Origin of the sequence: Enterobacter pseudoroggenkampii, from assembly GCF_026420145.1 — a bacterium.
Taxonomy (GTDB): Bacteria; Pseudomonadota; Gammaproteobacteria; order Enterobacterales; family Enterobacteriaceae; genus Enterobacter; species Enterobacter pseudoroggenkampii.
In genome coordinates, this window is the sequence record NZ_JAPMLV010000001.1 from 1656569 (window position 1) to 1671987 (window position 15419).

The 15419-nt window shown below is 57.2% G+C and carries 14 protein-coding genes and 1 pseudogene; 3 read left to right on the plus strand and 12 right to left on the minus strand.

The window, feature by feature from the left end:
• Positions 1 to 9: 9 nt before the first annotated feature.
• The 11 genes and pseudogenes from OTG14_RS08050 to OTG14_RS08100 all read right to left on the minus strand — a co-directional run bounded on the left by OTG14_RS08050 (position 10) and on the right by OTG14_RS08100 (position 10280).
• Positions 10 to 1011 carry a Kdo(2)-lipid IV(A) acyltransferase gene (locus OTG14_RS08050; protein ID WP_267214888.1) on the minus strand — a complete coding sequence of 334 codons (1002 nt, stop codon included), beginning with the start codon at positions 1009 to 1011 and terminating at the stop codon, positions 10 to 12.
• A 183-nt stretch (positions 1012 to 1194) separates the two neighbouring features.
• Positions 1195 to 1425, minus strand: a complete 231-nt coding sequence (pptA, locus tag OTG14_RS08055; protein WP_024909599.1) for a tautomerase PptA — start codon at positions 1423 to 1425, stop codon at positions 1195 to 1197.
• A 37-nt stretch (positions 1426 to 1462) separates the two neighbouring features.
• Positions 1463 to 2080: a glutathione S-transferase family protein gene (locus OTG14_RS08060; RefSeq protein WP_267214889.1), complete on the minus strand. Its 618-nt coding sequence runs from the start codon at positions 2078 to 2080 to the stop codon at positions 1463 to 1465.
• A 41-nt stretch (positions 2081 to 2121) separates the two neighbouring features.
• Positions 2122 to 3009 carry an ABC transporter substrate-binding protein gene (locus tag OTG14_RS08065; RefSeq protein ID WP_267214890.1) on the minus strand — a complete coding sequence of 296 codons (888 nt, stop codon included), beginning with the start codon at positions 3007 to 3009 and terminating at the stop codon, positions 2122 to 2124.
• 9 nt (positions 3010 to 3018) lie between these two features.
• Positions 3019 to 3792, minus strand: coding sequence for an amino acid ABC transporter ATP-binding protein (locus OTG14_RS08070; protein WP_024909602.1), 774 nt, complete (start codon positions 3790 to 3792; stop codon positions 3019 to 3021).
• Positions 3776 to 4702 carry an amino acid ABC transporter permease gene (locus tag OTG14_RS08075; protein ID WP_267214891.1) on the minus strand — a complete coding sequence of 309 codons (927 nt, stop codon included), beginning with the start codon at positions 4700 to 4702 and terminating at the stop codon, positions 3776 to 3778. Before OTG14_RS08075 ends, OTG14_RS08070 begins: the two co-directional genes overlap by 17 nt.
• Positions 4703 to 4711: 9 nt before the next feature.
• Entirely contained in the window at positions 4712 to 5221 is a 510-nt protein-coding gene (locus OTG14_RS08080; RefSeq protein ID WP_008501765.1) for a GNAT family N-acetyltransferase, read from the minus strand.
• Positions 5222 to 5230: 9 nt separating this feature from the next.
• A pseudogene (locus OTG14_RS08085) lies at positions 5231 to 7494 on the minus strand (NtaA/DmoA family FMN-dependent monooxygenase).
• A 16-nt stretch (positions 7495 to 7510) separates the two neighbouring features.
• A complete protein-coding gene (locus OTG14_RS08090) occupies positions 7511 to 8632 on the minus strand; it encodes a M20 peptidase aminoacylase family protein (protein ID WP_032647454.1) in 1122 nt (373 codons plus the stop codon).
• A complete protein-coding gene (locus OTG14_RS08095; protein ID WP_048992004.1) occupies positions 8629 to 9630 on the minus strand; it encodes an LLM class flavin-dependent oxidoreductase in 1002 nt (333 codons plus the stop codon). Before OTG14_RS08095 ends, OTG14_RS08090 begins: the two co-directional genes overlap by 4 nt.
• 110 nt (positions 9631 to 9740) lie before the next feature.
• A complete protein-coding gene (locus OTG14_RS08100) occupies positions 9741 to 10280 on the minus strand; it encodes an AAA family ATPase (RefSeq protein WP_267214892.1) in 540 nt (179 codons plus the stop codon).
• A gap of 345 nt (positions 10281 to 10625) precedes the next feature.
• Here OTG14_RS08100 and OTG14_RS08105 point away from each other — a divergent pair, with 345 nt between their 5' ends.
• Complete coding sequence (locus OTG14_RS08105) at positions 10626 to 12161, plus strand: methyl-accepting chemotaxis protein (protein ID WP_267214893.1); 1536 nt, start codon at positions 10626 to 10628, stop codon at positions 12159 to 12161.
• Here the strand turns inward: OTG14_RS08105 and OTG14_RS08110 are convergent.
• Positions 12158 to 12556, minus strand: a complete 399-nt coding sequence (locus OTG14_RS08110; protein ID WP_024909649.1) for a (R)-mandelonitrile lyase — start codon at positions 12554 to 12556, stop codon at positions 12158 to 12160. The two genes, OTG14_RS08105 and OTG14_RS08110, sit on opposite strands and share 4 nt — an antisense overlap.
• Before the next feature lie 108 nt (positions 12557 to 12664).
• Here OTG14_RS08110 and OTG14_RS08115 point away from each other — a divergent pair, with 108 nt between their 5' ends.
• Both OTG14_RS08115 and ansP read left to right on the plus strand, forming a co-directional pair.
• Positions 12665 to 13579 (plus strand): LysR family transcriptional regulator, encoded by a 915-nt coding sequence (locus tag OTG14_RS08115; RefSeq protein WP_157189251.1) that lies wholly within the window; start codon positions 12665 to 12667, stop codon positions 13577 to 13579.
• A 304-nt stretch (positions 13580 to 13883) separates the two neighbouring features.
• Positions 13884 to 15380, plus strand: a complete 1497-nt coding sequence (ansP, locus tag OTG14_RS08120; protein ID WP_267214894.1) for an L-asparagine permease — start codon at positions 13884 to 13886, stop codon at positions 15378 to 15380.
• Positions 15381 to 15419 lie beyond the last annotated feature (39 nt).

The window sequence follows — 15419 nt, forward strand, 5'->3', positions numbered from 1 at the left end:
GCTGAGGCTTTAGTGCTGTATGCCTGAGCGATCAGAAAAATCGCTGGCGGAGAGAATATCACCCCGTGGGGCCACGCTCTTGCGGCGGTCATACCGGTCAGGTACACCTTCAGGACGCGTTTTGAAGCGCCGGTGCAGCCACATATACTGTTCTGGCGCCATCCGTACAGCGTGTTCAATCGCCCTGTTCATCTGCGTCGCCACGGCTTCTTTATCGCCGCCCTGCAACGCCTCGCTGATATCTTCCAGAATGATCAGCTCGTAACCGGTGCCATCCGCCTTGCGGCGCGGCACAAAGGGAATGACGGCAGGCTTAGCGCTTTTGACCAGCATATAGCTTCCAGCGGTCGTCGCGGCATCCGGCACCGCAAAGAACGGCACAAATACGCTATTGGTTTTGCCATAGTCATGGTCCGGGGCGTACCACAAAATTTCATTTTGCTTCAGCGAGCGGATCATGCCCTTTAAATCATGACGATCGAGCATGGTTTTATTGGAACGCAGGCGCCCGCGCGTCTGAAGCCAGTCCAGCAGGGCATTATTATTAGGACGATACACCCCGATACCCGGGTTAAGCATGCCAAATATCCGCGCGCCCAGCTCAAGCGTCAGAAAATGCATCCCCACCAGCACCACGCCCTTTCCCTGCGCCCTGGCCTTTTCCATGTGCTCATAACCCCGCACGGTAAAGTATTTCTTCACCCGCCACTCGGGCCAGAACCATGCCATCCCGGTCTCGACCACCCCCATTCCTACCGATTCAAAATTACGCTGCAGCAATGACTCTCGCTCCGCCTTTTTCATCTCCGGGAAACAAAGCTCCAGGTTGCGGCGGGCAATTTCGACGCGGCGGGGAAGCAGGCGCATCGCCAGTCGACCAAGGCAATGACCGATTCTGAACAGAAGCGGATAAGGGAGCAGCATGATGAGCCACAGCGCGGCAATGCCGGCCCAGCTTAGCCAGTAACGGGGATGAAGAAAGGCGAATGAAAAACGGGGTAATTTTGTCATCAGAAAATTATCCTTTAACGTGTCTGTCCTTAATTGATTCTGTTGAAGATCTTTCCTAAGGATTAATAATATGTCAGCCAGAAACGTTAAGTGTAGCGGATAAGACAAAACGCATTTTTATCGATTTTTGCGAAAAACGGGAAAACAAGCCGGGGAGGACTTATTCGCTCCCCGGCAAAGATCTTACATCGAATACCCGGGCTTCTTAATAAGCTCCTCCAGCTTCGGTCCAATTTCGGTATCCCAGACCTGCGCCTTCCAGTCTTCAGGCGCGATCTGGTTCAACGCCACCGACACGGAACTGTCTTTGCTGTTGAAATGGCGAATAATCACGTCGGCAATATCCGCCGCCAGGGCCGTTTTTTGTTCGTCGTTCAAATCACGGGGAAAACATTTGATATCTACGTGTGGCATGTGCAGGCTTCCGGTTGTGAATGTGGGTTACACGTTATCAGATAATATTGTTTGCCTTTAACACCTTGTGCAGTTCCGGTAGCTGACATACGGTGTCCGCAATTGCCGTGAATTTAGGGGTGTTTTCGGCAAACCAGGCGTGACGAGGCCCCCAGGTGCGCGCCACCGCAATATACACATCCAGCAGCGTCAGCCTTTCCCCCAGCGCAAACGGGGCGGCCTTAAGCTGACTTTCGAACCACAAATAGAGGGATTTCCGGTATTCGATGCAGTTTTTCTGCAGCTGTTCCGGCGCATCCGGCACCCAGCGTTCGGGATAGTCTGCATACGTAAATGTGGGATAGACGTTGGCCACAAACCAGATCAGCAGACGCTGAAACTGCTGGCGTTCGGCCTGCCCCACGGGCGGAGCAAGGTCGGGACATCTGTCGAGCACCATCAGGGCAATCGCCGCCGTTTCGGTCATGATGGCACCATTTTCCAGCGCCAGCGTCGGCACCTGACACAGCGGGTTGAGCTTTTGCAGGAGCTCACGCTGCGGGCCGGGCTGGTCAAACCCGTCCACGTTGATAAATTGATAAGGGATATCAGCCAGGGTCAGCATCACTTCACCGATCGCCGAGCCCCAGCCGGGTACGCCATAGAGTTTAATCATGTTGCCCCCTCAGGAGTGAAAATCCTAAGTGTAGAGCACCATTAGTAGGTTATCCCAGGCGGGTTGACCTCCGACTGTGCCACCGCTTCGCCCTGTTCGCCCCAGCGCGCCAGCACCTTCTGGTAATCTCCCCGCTTGATCGCGCCGTCCAGCGCCGCCTGTAACGCGTACACCAGCTCATTGCCTTTTTTGGTCGTGGTCGCGACATAGGCTTTTTTCGGCCCTAAACCGACCACGCGGGTTTTACCTGTGAGCGCCGCTTTATAGGCTGAAACCGACTGCGGCCCGAAGAACACATCCGCCCTTCCGGACTGGATATAGAGATTGCCCGAGGCATCATCGTGGAGATAAACCGGCAGCGCAGGCTCGCGCCCCGCCTTTTTGTTCTCTTCGTTCCAGCCCAGCAGAATGCGTTCCTGATTCGTACCGGAGCCGACAATCACCCTTTTCCCGGCCAGATCTTCCGCGCTTTTGATTGACTGGATCTCGCTCGTGGATTTCACCGAAAACGCCAGCGAGTCGACGCGGTAGGTCGCAAAATCAAACTTCTCTTTACGCTGTTCGGTCACCGCAATGTTCACCAGCGCCACGTCGTAGCGCCCTGAGGCGATCCCCAGCGGCCAGTCTTCCCACGCCGTCGGCACCAGCTTCAGCTTCAGCCCCAGGCTGCCCGCCAGCAGGCGGGCGATATCCGGGTCGCTGCCAATGCGCGTACGGTTATCGCTGGCCAGCAGCGCCAGCGGCGGGGAGTTCAGCATTGAGACGGCGACCGTCAGCGTACCCGGCTCCACGAATTTGTAACTGGCGGGGATCTTTGCCACGGCCTGACGATCCACCGTCACCGGCAGCGACTGCTCGTTGGCTTTCAGATCGATGCTGGCGTGGCTCGCCGTCGTGAAGACCAGCCCCGCCAGAAGTCCGTATTTCATTGGCACTCCTTATAAGACTTTGGAGAGAAACTGGCGCGTTCGCGCATGTGACGGACGGTTTAATACCTCGTCACTGCTTCCCTGCTCGACAATTTTTCCGTCGACCATAAATACCACCTGATCCGCCACTTCCCGGGCAAAGCCGATCTCGTGAGTGACCACCACCAGCGTAGTCCCGGACCGGGCCAGTTTTTTGATTACGTCCAGCACTTCCCCTACCAGCTCCGGATCCAGCGCCGAGGTGGGTTCATCAAACAGCATCACGCGAGGACGTAACGCCAGCGCACGGGCAATGGCAATACGCTGCTGTTGCCCGCCGGAGAGATGCCGCGACCAGGCATCGGCTTTATCCCGCAGCCCGACCACGTCCAGCAGGCTGTACGCCCTTTCTACCGCCTCTTTTTTGCTGAGCTTTTTATGCGCGATGGGCGCCTCAATCAGGTTTTCCAGCACCGTGAGATGCGGAAAGAGATTGAAGTTCTGGAACACATAGCCCACGTTGACGCGCTGTTTGAGGATCTCCTTCTCCTTCAGCTCGTAGAGCCTGTCTCCCTGACGACGGTAGCCAATGTAATCCCCGTCGATCTGAATAAAGCCTTCATCGACGCGCTCCAGGTGATTAATGGTGCGCAGCAAGGTTGATTTGCCTGACCCGGACGGCCCGAGAATGACCGTCACGGACCCGGGCGGGATCTCAAGCGAAACGTTGTCGAGCGCCTTATGGCGGCCAAAAAATTTGCTGACGCCGGTAATCGAAATATGTCCTTCAGGAGAGGCTTGCATGGATAGGCTCCTGTGCTGGCGTGGTGGTGACAGAACGGGTACGACGAGCGGCACGGTTCTGATTAACGGCAGAGCGGCGTTCGCTGCGGGCAAGTGCGCGTTCAACACCGTACTGGATAGCGGACAGGACGGTGGTGATCGCCAGGTACCAGGCGGCACCGACCATCAGCAGCGGGATCACCTCCTGCGTGCGGTTGTAGATCATCTGGATGGTATAAAACAGCTCCGGCATCGCCAGGACGTACACCATCGCCGTGCCCTTGGCGAGGCTGATGATTTCATTGAACCCCGACGGCAGAATGGTGCGCAGCGCCTGAGGCAAAATGATGCGCACCGTGCGGCGCCAGGCCGGCAGGCCGAGCGCGGCGGCGGCCTCATACTGGCCGTGATCGACCCCGAGGAAGCCCCCGCGAATGATCTCGGCGGTATAGGCGCTCTGCACCAGGGTTAGCCCCACCACGGCGGTAGAAAATTGCCCCAGCACGTTGATGGTTTCAAAGCTGCCCCAGGTGATGCCGGTGAAAGGCACGCCGAGCGAGAGCGTGTCGTAGAGATATGAAAAGTTGTACAGAATGATCAGCACCACAATCAGCGGCAGCGACCGAAACAGCCAGATGTACGCCCACGCCAGGCTGCTGAGCAGCCAGGATGAAGAGAGTTTCGCCAGGGCCAGCATGCCGCCAAACACCACGCTCAGCGCGGTGCCGATCAGCGTCAGCAGCAGGGTCTGTCCGACACCTTCGAGGATCACCGGGTCGAAGAACCAGCGGGCGAACACCGCCCACTCCCAGCGCGGGTTAAAGGCCACGGACTGAATCACGACCGCCAGGACAAACAGCGCCACCGCGGCGCCGACGGCCCGCAGCGGATAACGCGCCGGGACCACCTTAATGGTTTCAACGTTGCTCATCGTCGTTCCTCATGCGGTTTTACTGAACGCTTCACGTACCAGCGTTTTGGTGAAACGCAGCCGACCGTCAAACGGCGGCTGGCTGTACTCTTCCGGATCGCGGTTCAGATCGAACTGCGGCTGATAGCCCTGGCTAAGATAGAGCCTGACCGCCTCCGGCTGACGAAAGCCGGTTGTCAGGTAGATCTGACTGTACCCTGCCAGCACCGCCCTGCGCTCCAGCTCCTGCACCACGCGCCCGGCAAGCCCCTGCTGACGCAGGGTTTTGTCCGTCCAGATGCGTTTGATTTCCGCGGTGCGTTCGTCGAACGGTTTGTACGCGCCGGTGGCGATAATCTTCCCGTCGCGCTCCAGGACGATAAACAACCCCTGCGGCGCTAAATACCACTCGGTGAGCTCCACTTCCGCGTCTTTAGAGAAGTAGTCCCCGTAGCGGGCGGCATATTCACCGAACAGCCCCTCGATAATGGGCTGAAGTTCGGCATCTTCCGGTGATACATCACGAAATCGTTCGCTCATCACGCCTCCTTAATCGCCCAGGCCAGCCGGGTTCACTTCGGACTGAGGAATGCGCTCAACCCCTTCCCCCCAGCGGTTGAGCACTTTGTCGTAATCGCCGTTTTTGATGACGCCGTTCAGCGCGGTTTGCACCGGCTCAACCAGTCCGCTGCCTTTTTTCAGCGTCACCGCGATGTGCGCCGCCTTCGGCCAGCCGCCGTCGACGCTGCCCACCAGTTTGGTTTTCCCGTTCAGCGCCGCTTTCCAGGCGCCAATCACGTTCGGACCGAAGTAGGCATCCGCGCGCCCGGACTGCAGCGCCAGGGTTTGGGCCGCATCGTCTTTGGTGTAGATCGGGGTAAAGGGCTTCAGCCCCTTCTTCAGGTTTTCGGCATTCCATGCGAGCAGAATGGCCTCCTGGTTGGTGCCGGAGCCGACGATAATCCTCAGCCCGGCGATGTCCTCAGCCTTCTCAAGCGACTTGATCGGGCTGGTTGATTTCACGTAGAACCCGAGGGAATCTTTTCGGTAGGTGGCAAAATCAAACTTCTGTTTGCGCTCTTTAGTGACGGTGATGTTGCTGATGGCGGCATCGTATTTCCCGGAGGCCACGCCCAGCGGCCAGTCTTCCCAGGAGGTGGGCACCACGTTCAGCTCCAGCCCGAGGCTGTCGGCGACCAGACGGGCGACGTCAACCTCGCTCCCCAGCAGCGTTTTGTTGTCGTCGGAGAAGACCGTCAGCGGCGGTTGATTGAGCCCCGCAACCGCCACGGTAAATTTCCCCGGCACGGCAAAGCGATAGTCTTTCGGCAGCTGTGCCACCGCATCATTGTTTTTGGCAGTGTTAACCGGCGTTTTATTGGCCTCGATGCTCACGCCGGTGCCGTTAATATTCACATTCTCTGCCCAGACGGCAGGGGTAAAGGCCAGCGCGAGCGCCAGAATAAGCGATGATTTCTGCATAGCGGGGTTCTCTTTTATTGTTGTGTGAACTGGTTTTTCGGTTGGTCTAAACCCAGGCTTTCGCGCAGCGTGGTGCCCGGATAGTCGGTACGGAACAGGCCGCGGGCCTGAAGAATGGGCACCACCTGGTCAACAAAGCGCGGGAAGGTATCCGGCGTACCGCCCTGAATGATGAAGCCGTCAGCGGCATAGCCTTCAAACCAGGTCTGCAGACCGTCAGCCACCTCTTCCGGCGTGCCGGAAAAGCGCGGGCGCGGTGATGCAGCTTCAAGGGCTACCTGACGCAGGGTTAAGCTGCGCTCGCGGGCGTTACGCTTAATTTCATCGGTGGTACTGCGGAAGCTGTTTTTGCCTAAATCGCCGATATCCGGGAACGGCTCGTCGAGCGGATACTGGCTGAAATCGTGATGTTCAAAATAACGCCCGAGGTAATTGAGGGCATCGTTAATCGACACCAGCGCCGCCGTGGTCTGGTACTGGTTTTCCACGTCTTCGGCATCGCTACCCACAATCACGCTGACGCCCTGGAATATATGCAAGTCAGACGCGCGGCGACCGTTTGTTTCCAGCTGCTGCTTCACGTCGCGGTAAAAGGCTTTTGCCTCATCGAGCGTCTCGTGGTGGGTGAAAATGGCGTCGGCATGTTTCGCCGCCAGCTTTTTCCCGTCGTCCGACGCCCCGGCCTGAAAGACAATCGGACGCCCCTGCGGGGTGCGGCCAATATTCAGCGGCCCGGCGACCTGGAAGAAATCACCGTGATGATCCAGGGTGTGAAGCTTTGACGCGTCAAAGAATTGCCCGCTCTCTTTATTACGTACGAACGCATCACCCTCCCAGGAATCCCACAGCCCTTTCACCACGTCGAGATACTCATCCGCAATCCGGTAGCGCAGCGCATGCTCGGGGTGTTTTTCGCGGGAAAAGTTCTTCGCCGACCCTTCCAGCGGCGAGGTCACCACGTTCCAGCCCGCGCGTCCGTTGCTGAGGTGGTCGAGGCTGGCGAACTGGCGCGCCGTGGTGAAGGGTTCGCTGTAGGAGGTGGATAAGGTTCCCACCAGCCCCAGGCGCGAGGTGATGCTGGCGAGAGCAGATAACACCGTCAGCGGTTCAAAGCGATTTAAAAAATGCGGGATGGATTTCTCGTTTATATAGAGACCGTCGGCAACGAATAAAAAATCGAGTTTGCCCTCCTCCGCCTTTAACGCCGTCGCTTTGACGAAATCAAAATTGATACTGGCATCGGCGACGGCCTCAGGGTGACGCCAGGCGGACATATTTCCGGATGCACCATGCAAAATGGTCCCCAGCCGCAGTTGACGATGTGCAGACATAATCACCTCTTAAGAATTAAACGTGTTGCAGGGCTTTTTCCGCAAGCTGTGCAAAATAGCGGGCAGCGGGCTCAATTAAGGCTTCATCCGGATTAAATGCCGGATGATGTAAACCGTACGGGCTGTTGCTGCCGATGCTGACAAACGCCCCCGGGATCTGCTGCAGATAGACCGCAAAATCTTCCCCGCCCATATGCAACTCGGCGTGCCGGGTTTCGTATCCGGCGTCCCTGGCGACCGAGGTGGCGAAATCGGCCCAGCGTTCGTCATTCACCAGCGCGGTGGGCCCGGCATACCAGGTGATATCAATCTGCGCGCTGAAGGCGCTGGCAAACCCGGCAGCGATTTCGCCCACGCGGGCTTTCACATTCTGCTGCACTTCCGTGCGATGGGTGCGCAGCGTGCCTTCCAGCTCGACGCTTTCCGGCAGCACGTTCCAGGTGTTACCGCCTGCAATGCGCGTCACGCTCAGCACCACCGAATCCAGCGTGTTGACGTTGCGGCTGGCGACGCTTTGCAGCGCCGTCACCAGCTGGCTCGCCAGCACAATGGCGTCGTTGCCTTCATGCGGACGTGCGGCGTGCGCGCCCTTACCGGTAATGCGGATCACAAAGCGGTCGACGTTGGCATAGAACGGACCGCCTCGGGTAGCGAACTCACCGACCGGCAGGCCGGGCTCGTTGTGCATACCGAAAATCGCGCTGACATCGCGTAAGGCACCGGCGCGCACCATGCTCTTCGCACCGCCGAAGTTCTCTTCGGCAGGCTGAAACAGGATCCGCACCCGGCCGTTAAGCGAGGCCTCTCGCTCTTTCAGCTTTAACGCGGCGCCGAGGATGACGCTGGTGTGGATATCGTGTCCGCAGGCATGCATTACGCCTGCACGCTGCGAGCTAAACGGCACGCCGCTGCGCTCTTCAATCGGCAGGGCATCAATATCCGCCCGCAGCGCAATCAGTTTGCTGCCCGAGCCGATTTCCGCCACCAGCCCGGTAGACAGGTCGTAAGGCTGCGGGGTAATCCCGGCATTCGTCAGCCACTGGCGCAGGCGCGTCGTGGTCTCCACTTCCTGGCCGGAGAGCTCCGGGTTCTGGTGCAGTTCGCGACGCCAGGCAATCAGCTGTTCGCCAAAGCTCATACGGTGACCTCCCTGTTAAGACGCGCCTCGGCCAGCAGGCGCAGCGACGCGACGCGCGTTGCTCCCTCCGCTACCGGCGTGTCGATGATAAATTCGTCAATGCCCCACTGCTGATGCAGCGCGTTGAGCTGTTCCACTACCGACTCAGCGGTGCCCGCCAGCAGCGACTGCGCCCGGCGTGCAATGCGCACCGGCTCGCTGCCCGCCTGGCGTGCAAAGGCGTAGGCCTGCTCTTCGCTGGCCACGGTGACGCGCTGCCCGTTTGCCAGCTCAACGCCCCACACCTCGACCTTCTGCGCCAGCGCGTCTGCCTCGGCCTGCGTCGGCGCGACAATCGCCTGTACTGCCACTATCACGTCCCGCGCGCTGTTCTCACGCCAGGTCGATACCACCTCGCGCAGCAGATCCGGGTCACCGTTCAGGTGTGCGGCAAATACAAAGTGCCAGTCGAGCCTGGCGGCCAGCAACGCGCTTTCGGTACTCGCGCCCAGCAGGAAACCTTCAGCAGGCAGCGGCGGCAGCGGCGTGGCGCGGACGGCTTCTTCAATAGCGTGATGCTCAGGACGGATCCAGCGGTCGAGCTGGGCCAGCTGTTCGGCAAAGCTGCCCTTTTCCTGTTGATTCAGGCCCTGCTGCAGCGCGCGGGTTGAGAGCGGTAATCCGCCGGGGGCTTTCCCGACGCCGAGATCCACGCGGCCAGGCGCCAGCGCGGCCAGCACGTTAAAATTCTCGGCGACTTTATAGGGGCTATAGTGCTGAAGCATTACGCCGCCGGACCCGACGCGAATGCGCGTGGTTTGCCCGAGGATCCAGGCAATCAGCAGCTCCGGGGAAGGGCTGGCAAGCTGTGGGGTGTTGTGGTGTTCGGCAATCCAGAAGCGGTGATACCCCAGATTTTCTGCCTGCTGCGCCAGCGCCAGGGTACGCGCCAGTGCATCGGCAGCCGTTTCGTTTTCAGCGATGGGGCTTTTATCCAGAATGCTGATTCGCCATGACATGTTGCGTTCTCGTTTGACTTAACATGTCGTCATTATTAAAGGCGCATTTCACCACTGAGAAACAATTAATTTACATTTAGTTTGCCGGAAAACAGATATATAAAACCATGCTAAGAATAAGACTTTAAGGAGGCAATCAGCGTTTCCACCTGCTCCCGACGGGTAATGCGGACGAAGCGAATATGGCTATATTGCGGGTTTTGCAGATCGGCTTCATAGCGCGTGCGGTTGTTACGCCAGGTTTTCATCGTCCAGATGATAATCGATTCTCTGCTGAAGAACGCGCGCCGGAAACTCTCTTTATTCCCCGTTCCCGGCCAGAGCTCGTGCTTATGCCAGGCCCGCTTTATTGCTCGCGTGACGGCCTGCCAGAGGGTGCGGATAAACCCATAATCCACCCACACCACCACATCTACATCGCGCCATTTCACAGGCCGCGTGCGGTTGTAGTTACCGTCCAGCACCCAGTCTGGCGACGCCTGTAGCGCCTGCTCCAGCTTTGCCTGAAACTCGTCGTCCGGCGTGCCCTGCCAGTCAGCCTGCCAGTAGAGTCTGTCCATCTCGATACAGGGAATAGCCAGTTCGGTCGCAATCCGCTTCGCCAGCGTGCTTTTTCCACTTCCGCTGGTTCCTATGACGTTAATTTTCACCTCAGCCTCCCTGTATTTATGAAAATGAGACCAAATTATAGCGTTTTCATCCTGTTAACGAAACGCTATTTCAGCATGACAATTTTTCCCGGGAAGCGATCTCCCTCTTACAGTTTGGCTTATGTCATTTATTTAAAGCGTCTCCCAAAAACGCCTCTGAAAATATTTTCATTTTTATTACATTCGATAGCGTTAACCGTTTAAAAATAATATGTAGCGAGTATTTCAGACAGCCAAAAATTCAGAGAGAATAAGCAGCAGACAGTTATAAAAATAATCTCATTAATCTTGCCGGAGTGCTTTCCGGACGTTTTTTTATTCTTGCACAACATCATGGAGTTACTCATGAGGCGTAACACACCCGTTACACAAAACGAGTATTTACTTAACGCTGGTTCGACGTTAATGTCCACCACCGATACAAAAAGTCATATTACCTATGCTAATTCCGCTTTTATTGAAGCCAGCGGATATAAAGAAGAACATCTACTGGGTGAGCCGCATAACCTCATCCGCCATCCCGACATGCCTGCCGAAGCGTTTGGCGACATGTGGTTTACCCTGCAGCAGGGCGAGACCTGGACAGGGCTGGTGAAGAACCGTCGTCATAATGGCGATCACTACTGGGTGCGGGCCAACGTGACGCCGGTCTGGCAGGGTGGATCCCTGACGGGCTATATTTCGGTGCGAAATATCCCCGCACGGGAAGAGATCGCAGCCAGTGAAAAACTGTATGCAAAAGTGCGTAATAACGAATTAAAACATTATCGTTTTTATAAAGGACTGTTGGTTCGACGCGGTTTATTTTCCTTTATGTCGCTTTTTAAATGTCTCAGCACCTGTAAACGAATCCATCTTGGTATTGCAACGACAGCGTTACTCTCCTGCCTGGCGGTGTATTTCTTCCCTGATAAACTTGTGCAGTCGGGGAGTCTGGCGCTGCTCTTTTCTGCCCTTGCCTGTTATCTTCACGCGCAGATCGCACGGCCGGTAAAATCTATTGTTCAACAGATGCAGCGCGTGGTTTCAGGACGTAAAACGGACTATTACCATTTTGACAGGATCGATGACATCGGGCTGATGATGCGCCTGGTGAATCAATCAGGTTTGAACCTGAATTCGCTGGTTGACGATGTCGGGGCGCAAATCAGCGGGATTGGCACCATCAGCCAGCAGGTCGCGAAAGAAGGTGCGGCGCTGCAAACGCGCTCTGAAGAAACCGCAGACTTTCTGCAGCAAACCGCATCTGCGGTGGAAGAGATCGCCAGCGCGGTGAAGCAGACGGCAGAAACCGCGAATGAAGCGATCCAGATGGCGGATCGCACCAGCGACAGCGCCCACTGCGGTGAAGCGATGATGAAAGAGACCATCGGTATGATGCAGTCCGTGTCGCAGGATAACGGCCAGATCGTCGATATTATCAGCGTTATCGATCGCATTGCCTTCCAGACCAATATTCTTGCGCTGAATGCCGCCGTGGAAGCGGCGCGCGCGGGTGAAGCCGGGCGCGGTTTTGCCGTGGTGGCGGCTGAGGTGCGCAATCTTGCGCAGCACTCCGCGACGGCGGCGAAAGAGATCAAAGCGCTGATCGAGAAAAACGTTGCCAGCGTCAACGCTGGCGTGGAGAAGGTGGTACAAACCGAATCACAGCTGACGGTCATGATCGACCATGTTCTGCAGGTTTCCACCTTGATTAAGGAGATCGGCCACGCCACGCAGGAACAAACCCAGGCGCTGACGCTGATCAACGCCTCCCTCTCCCGTATCGGCGCAATGACCCAGAGCAATACGGGGATGGTGGATAACGTCACTCACGCCGCGAATCACCTGACGCAGCGGACGACGCGCCTGCAGCACGCGATTGCAGTTTTTGGCGGTTAGCCGTTCGGGTACTGCTCGTCAGTCACTTTTTCCAGCCATGTTACCGGGCTGCCGTTTACCGCTTCGGCGATGGCAAGATGCGTCATCGCCGTTTGCGCATTTGCGCCGTGCCAGTGCTTCACGCCGGGTGGGATCCAGGCGATATCGCCCTGATTCAGGATTTCCGCCTCTTTGCCCCACTCCTGTAACCAGCCGCGCCCCTGCGTCACAATCAGCGTTTGTCCCAGGGGATGCGTATGCCAGGCCGTGCGCGCGCCCGGCTCAAAGGTTACGGTTGCCCCGCCGACGCTGGCAGGTTCGGTCGCCTGAAAGGGTGCGTCAATCCGAACAGTCCCGGTAAACCAGGCTTCCGGTCCTCGTACTGAAGGTATTGAACCGCTGCGGATAATTTTCATCTTTTGCTCCTCGTTGACTGTTGCGTTAACAGTAGCGCAAAGCACTCGGCAGCATTAGGGTGCATAATCAGATAGGACACATGACTGAAACTCATAAATAGAACCGCGATGCTAAAAGATAATTTCAACGATCTGCTCTCCTTTATGGTGGTGGCCCGCGAACGTAGCTTTACGCGCGCAGCGGCGCAGCTGGGCGTCTCGCAATCGGCACTGAGCCATGCGATGCGCAAGCTTGAGGCGCGATTAGACGTTCGCCTGTTAACCCGCACAACCCGCAGCGTGGTTCCGACACCCGCGGGTGAGCAGCTTTTTTCGCGCCTCAGCCCGCATCTGCTGGAGATCGAACAGGAACTCACGGCGCTTCGCAGCACCCGCGACAAACCCGCAGGCGCTATCCGCATCGTCGCCGGCGAGCACGCGATGGATGCCGTGCTCTGGCCGGTCCTGAAGGCTTTTATGCTGCAATATCCTGACATTAACGTCGAAGTGATGGTCGACAATGGCCTGACAGATATCGTAGATGGCCGCTTCGACGCAGGGGTTCGCCTGGGTGAACAGGTGGCAAAAGACATGATTGCGGTGCGGATTGCGCCGGACATGCGCATGGCGGTCGTCGGCTCCCCGGATTACCTGGCTCGTTTTGGCGTGCCGCTCGTGCCGGAGCAGCTGGGTGAACACCGCTGTATCAATCTCCGCCTGCCCACCCGAGGGGGATTGTATAACTGGGAATTTGAGCGCGACGGGCGCGAGCTTCGCGTGCGGGTTGACGGACAGCTTACGCTGAATAACCTGTCGCAGCGCATCGACGCCGCGGAGAATGGTCTCGGATTAGCCTACGTGCCCGAGTCCTCGGTTCTGGACGCTCTGAATCAGGGACGGCTGGTCAGGGTCCTTGAATCGTGGTGCCCCACGTTTGAAGGATACCACCTCTATTATCCGAGCCGCCGGCAGCACACAACCGCGTTCAGGTTACTTCTCGATGCCCTGCAGCAGCAAAAATTTATACCATCTGGTAATAATTAAGAGAATCTGATGATTAAATAATCAACCTCGCCATTGTTTTGACTAAAAACTCATCACGATTCAGCGTGTTGTGATCCCCGTCTGCTCTGACCACACGATTTCCTTCGACGTGCATCACTTTCGGCACGGTTATATTTTGCGTCGCTTATGAATTGCAGGTAGGATGCCTCGCCATGTTTCGCCTTATCCATACGCAGAATGACTGGGAAGGCGACATGTGTTTGCGCAGAAGCAATCGTTTGTATTGCTTTCTGCCAGGCAGGACTATCACGATAATGGTTCAGACAGGCAAACAGGTAACTCAATGAAAACAAGCAATAAAAGCGCAGCCGATCATCATGCTGCTAAACGTCGCTGGTTGAACTCTCACGAAGAGGGCTACCACAAAGCGATGGGCAACCGTCAGGTTCAAATGATCGCCATCGGCGGCGCTATCGGAACGGGTCTGTTTTTAGGCGCTGGTGCACGCCTGCAGATGGCTGGCCCGGCTCTCGCCCTGGTCTATCTGGTGTGCGGGATCTTCTCTTTCTTCATTCTTCGTGCACTGGGCGAACTGGTACTGCATCGCCCTTCCAGCGGAAGCTTCGTCTCTTACGCCCGTGAATTCCTCGGTGAAAAAGCGGCCTACGTTGCGGGCTGGATGTACTTCGTCAACTGGGCGATGACGGGTATTGTCGATATCACCGCCGTTGCGCTGTATATGCACTACTGGGGCGCGTTTGGTGATGTGCCGCAGTGGGTCTTTGCGCTTGGCGCGCTGGCGATTGTCGGCACCATGAACATGATCGGCGTGAAGTGGTTCGCGGAGATGGAGTTCTGGTTTGCGCTGGTAAAAGTGCTGGCCATCGTGGTGTTCCTGGTCGTGGGTACCGTCTTCCTCGGCAGCGGTAAGCCGCTGGATGGCAATGCCACCGGCTTCCACCTGATAACCGATAACGGCGGATTCTTCCCGCACGGTCTGCTGCCTGCGCTGGTACTGGTTCAGGGCGTCGTGTTCGCCTTCGCCTCTATCGAACTGGTGGGCACCGCGGCAGGTGAATGTAAAGATCCGCAGACGATGGTGCCAAAAGCCATCAACAGCGTGATCTGGCGTATCGGTCTGTTCTACGTCGGTTCCGTGGTGCTGCTGGTTCTGCTGCTGCCATGGACTGCCTATCAGGCGGGCCAGAGTCCGTTCGTGACCTTCTTCTCTAAGCTGGGCGTGCCTTACGTGGGCAGCATCATGAACATCGTGGTCCTGACGGCGGCGCTCTCCAGCCTGAACTCCGGCCTTTACTCTACCGGTCGTATCCTGCGCTCCATGTCGATGGGCGGTTCCGCGCCGAAGTTCATGTCGAAGATGAGCAAGCAGCAGGTTCCCTATGCAGGGATTCTGGCCACGCTGGTGGTTTACGTCTTTGGCGTGTTCCTGAACTATCTGGTGCCGTCCCGCGTATTTGAGATCGTTCTGAACGTGGCTGCACTGGGGATTATCGCTTCCTGGGGCTTTATCGTGGTCTGCCAGATGCGTCTGCGCAAGGCGATTAAAGAAGGCAAAGCGGCTGATGTGAGCTTCAAGATGCCGGGCGCACCGGTGACCTCCTGGCTCACCCTGCTCTTCCTGTTCAGCGTGCTGGTGCTGATGGCGTTCGACTATCCGAACGGTACCTACACCATCGCGACGATTCCGCTGCTGGCGGTACTGCTGATTGCCGGCTGGTTCGGCGTGCGTAAGCGCGTTCACGAGATCCACAGCACCGCGCCGATTCATCACGACGATGAAAAACACGACGCACCGCTGGTGGAAGAAACCTCGCGTTAAGCATCCAGAAAGCATTAAAAAGGGAAGGCAAATGCCTTC

Excerpts from the sequence above, each read along its gene's own strand:
- OTG14_RS08070 (WP_024909602.1), bottom strand. The coding sequence starts at position 3,792 with ATGCAAGCCTCTCCTGAAGGACATATTTCGATTACCGGCGTCAGCAAA.
- OTG14_RS08090 (WP_032647454.1), bottom strand. The coding sequence starts at position 8,632 with ATGAGCTTTGGCGAACAGCTGATTGCCTGGCGTCGCGAACTGCACCAG.
- OTG14_RS08110 (WP_024909649.1), bottom strand. The coding sequence starts at position 12,556 with ATGAAAATTATCCGCAGCGGTTCAATACCTTCAGTACGAGGACCGGAA.
- OTG14_RS08050 (WP_267214888.1), bottom strand. The coding sequence starts at position 1,011 with ATGACAAAATTACCCCGTTTTTCATTCGCCTTTCTTCATCCCCGTTAC.
- ansP (WP_267214894.1), top strand. The coding sequence starts at position 13,884 with ATGAAAACAAGCAATAAAAGCGCAGCCGATCATCATGCTGCTAAACGT.
- OTG14_RS08095 (WP_048992004.1), bottom strand. The coding sequence starts at position 9,630 with ATGTCATGGCGAATCAGCATTCTGGATAAAAGCCCCATCGCTGAAAAC.
- pptA (WP_024909599.1), bottom strand. The coding sequence starts at position 1,425 with ATGCCACACGTAGATATCAAATGTTTTCCCCGTGATTTGAACGACGAA.
- OTG14_RS08105 (WP_267214893.1), top strand. The coding sequence starts at position 10,626 with ATGAGGCGTAACACACCCGTTACACAAAACGAGTATTTACTTAACGCT.
- OTG14_RS08115 (WP_157189251.1), top strand. The coding sequence starts at position 12,665 with ATGCTAAAAGATAATTTCAACGATCTGCTCTCCTTTATGGTGGTGGCC.
- OTG14_RS08075 (WP_267214891.1), bottom strand. The coding sequence starts at position 4,702 with ATGAGCAACGTTGAAACCATTAAGGTGGTCCCGGCGCGTTATCCGCTG.
- OTG14_RS08080 (WP_008501765.1), bottom strand. The coding sequence starts at position 5,221 with ATGAGCGAACGATTTCGTGATGTATCACCGGAAGATGCCGAACTTCAG.
- OTG14_RS08065 (WP_267214890.1), bottom strand. The coding sequence starts at position 3,009 with ATGAAATACGGACTTCTGGCGGGGCTGGTCTTCACGACGGCGAGCCAC.
- OTG14_RS08060 (WP_267214889.1), bottom strand. The coding sequence starts at position 2,080 with ATGATTAAACTCTATGGCGTACCCGGCTGGGGCTCGGCGATCGGTGAA.